Raw genomic sequence first — 2,950 nt, 5'->3', positions numbered from 1 at the left:
GAGTTATACCTTTCATAAACGGATTAATTTTTAGCTAGGAGGCGCAAGATGAAACATTACGTTGTTAACACCACTGCTTGCGCTGATCGTATGCCTATCGCTCCGATAACCCTTAAATCGGATGATACCAATACCACTGGCTCACAAGATAAAAATTAATCCGTAACCTATCATATTTATTACTAGGCTGCGGGAAAGTAGCGGCTTAGTATCAACAGAATATTTCTGTTCATTTTACGCACTATTTTTCCCAGTCGAATACATCGATAATCGGAGAAAATATTATGCGTCACTCTATTTACTTACAATTGGCCACTTTGCTATTGAAAGCAGACCTTAAACGCGAAGAAAAGCAATGGCAGCGTACCATACGCCGAACTGCTCATGATATTCCATGGACGAATGTTCATCTATTGAGGGATATTGGTTTAGATCGCGATGGTCGTTCTACACGTGCCAATGTTCCGGATGCAGTAAAAGTTGAACGTCGAGTTCGTCACCTTCGTCGAGTCTTAACGTCGCGAATAATGACGTAATCGTTAGCGTGTTGGACTGGCAGAGTTGCTAACGAGTCAGTCAACACGCTTAACGTGCGATATGAAGTCATACTTCATTTGATAAACAGCTGATCTTGAAGATCAGCTGTTTTCGTTTGAAGGTGGTACCGTTAAGGGCAAGGATTCGAGTAAGTTGTACCTATTGCTTGAATTTCAGTAAGTAGTTCGTCGCTAAGTTGCAAATCAATACTGTCGATATTGGCCTTTAATTGGTCTAGGTTTGTTGCTCCGATAATGTTAGAAGCAACAAATGGACGCTGATTGACAAACGCGAGCGCCATTTGTGCAGGGTTTAGACCATGCTCTTGAGCTAAATTGACGTAAGCTTCGGTCGCTTTAACACCTTGTGGAGTGAAGTAGCGCGCAAAACGCTCCCACTTAGTGCATCGAGCGCCTTCAGGTTTTGCCCCGTTTAGGTATTTACCACTCAGGCAGCCAAATGCCAAAGGAGAGTAGGCAAGTAACTGAACGCCTTCGTAATGGCTGATTTCAGACAAGCCAACTTCGAAGCTGCGGTTCAATAAGTTATATGGGTTTTGAATGGAGACAATTCTTGGCAAATCGTGTTTTTCTGCCAAACGCAGTAGCGACATCACCCCCCACGGCGTCTCGTTGGATACGCCGATATAGCGCACTTTACCTGCATTCACTAATTCAGTAAGCGCTTCCAACGTTTCAATTAACGTGACTTCTTCTTGTTTGTCAGGGTATGGGTAGTTGAGTTGACCAAAGCAGTTGGTTTGACGCTGCGGCCAATGTAGTTGGTACAAATCGACATAATCGGTTTGTAGACGATTAAGGCTGTCATCAATTGCTGTATGGATGTGGCGACGATTAAGGCTCATGTTGTCTCTAATGTGAGGAACATTTCGAGGGCCTGCCACTTTTGTTGCCAGTACTACTTTTTCTCTTTTGCCGCTTTTTGCTAACCAATTACCGATGTATTGCTCGGTGAGCCCTTGTGTTTCCGAGTTTGGCGGTACAGGGTACATCTCTGCGGTATCGATGAAGTTCACCCCATGATCGAGGGCAAAGTCGAGCTGCTCAAAGGCGTCCTTTTCTGTGTTTTGCTCGCCAAACGTCATAGTGCCGAGGCAGATTTTACTGATCTCAAGTGATGAGTGCGGTAGTTTTGTGTATTGCATATCACGTCCTTGAAGAGTTACCGACTAAATAAGTGACTCCAATATAGGGGATTTTTAGCCGCAATCGCAAATGATTTACGTATAAAGGAAGAGCAAACTCGAAAGCTACAGTTAGCCTAACTACACTTAAATGATCGTGTGAAGGAGGTATGTTATGCAGAAGCATCAATTGGACATGTGGCTACATGGTCCACATAAAGATACTTATAAAACTCCCAAAGTATTTGTGATTGGGTGTTCTGATGTCTCTGACTATCTTTTAGCTGTGGAGTACAAGCATCAACTTGAGCCGATTAAAGACGGTGAAGACCCGATACATTTTGGCTCTCTAGACTTAGTAAAAGAAGAACTATTGAGGCTAGGGGTCGATAAAGCGTATTTAAGGCTGCGCAATGCGTATGACGAATGTGGCACTGAAGAGGCGGCCTCATACTGCGATATTGAGTTATCGCTCGTGACGCACTAAATAGCTGATATGGTTTTATTCTGGTTGAGTGTTAATGTAGTGCTTGAGTAAGATCTGTTCAGTAAACTGTGTTCTAAGGTAAAAGCCTCGGGGCAGAGTTTTCATCGGCTTACCATTTGAGTTGTATGCTTCGGTGAGCGCTTTTGCATTTGCGGCTTTAGGGCGAAGATGCAGCGCTTCTCCGTGTCTGGCGGAAATTTGATCAAATCTTCCCAAGACGATCATCTCCATTAACTCTTCCCAGTCATTTCGCAAAATCCGCTCTTCTTCTTCATCTGGTGACCAAATGAGTGGACTGCCCACACGTCTTTCAGCGAGTGGGATTTCTCGTTCTCCTTCTACGGGTACCCAAAGCACACGAGATAGCTTGTTTCGAACATGACTTGTTTCCCATGTAAGACCATGAACACCAGTGAGGGGCGCCACAGAAACAAAGGTTGTTTCTAAAGGTTTGCCAGAGTAACTGATCGGAATACTTTTCAACTCGATCCCTAGGTTTGCGAAATCTTGTTGAGGTTTACTGCCAGCTGGAGCGCCCAAGTGCCATTCGAGTAATTGACCCACCCAACCTTTATCACGTTTTAAGTTTTCAGGAACAATCATATTCGCCTCGGCGGCCAACTCAGCAAAACTGAGTCCTGCCATATCATGTGCTCGTTCCAATAGCTCTGCTTCTGTTTGTGGTTCTGGTTTCATAGTTACAAGGTGGTATTACAAAAAATATAGTTTATCAAACTCCGACCAAATCTACTGTTTAAGATTTCACCGAGGCGGTGTAAGAA

At 44.0% G+C, this 2,950-nt stretch carries 4 protein-coding genes; 2 read left to right on the top strand and 2 right to left on the bottom strand.

Annotated elements, in window-relative coordinates; genetic code table 11:
- The first annotated feature begins 284 nt into the window (after nt 1-284).
- Nucleotides 285-536 (top strand): hypothetical protein, encoded by a 252-nt coding sequence (locus tag CAG68_RS15910; RefSeq protein WP_005381776.1) that lies wholly within the window; start codon nt 285-287, stop codon nt 534-536.
- Nucleotides 537-667: 131 nt separating this feature from the next.
- Here CAG68_RS15910 and CAG68_RS15905 read toward each other — a convergent pair whose 3' ends face one another.
- Entirely contained in the window at nt 668-1,702 is a 1,035-nt protein-coding gene (locus CAG68_RS15905) for an NADP(H)-dependent aldo-keto reductase (RefSeq protein ID WP_005381774.1), read from the bottom strand.
- Between the two features lie 154 nt (nt 1,703-1,856).
- Between CAG68_RS15905 and CAG68_RS15900 the strand changes: the two genes are divergently transcribed.
- On the top strand, nt 1,857-2,168 hold the full coding sequence (locus tag CAG68_RS15900) for a DUF6482 family protein (RefSeq protein WP_005381772.1): 312 nt from the start codon (nt 1,857-1,859) through the stop codon (nt 2,166-2,168).
- A gap of 15 nt (nt 2,169-2,183) precedes the next feature.
- On the opposite strand, the gene mutH is transcribed toward CAG68_RS15900, so the two are convergent.
- The gene (mutH, locus tag CAG68_RS15895) at nt 2,184-2,864 is read right to left on the bottom strand and encodes a DNA mismatch repair endonuclease MutH (RefSeq protein ID WP_017635066.1); all 681 of its coding nucleotides are present in this window, start codon (nt 2,862-2,864) and stop codon (nt 2,184-2,186) included.
- Nucleotides 2,865-2,950 lie beyond the last annotated feature (86 nt).

This window comes from Vibrio sp. V42_P2S4T144, from assembly GCF_009904715.1.
GTDB lineage: Bacteria > Pseudomonadota > Gammaproteobacteria > Enterobacterales > Vibrionaceae > Vibrio > Vibrio alginolyticus.
This window is presented reverse-complemented; position numbering and strand designations above follow the sequence as displayed.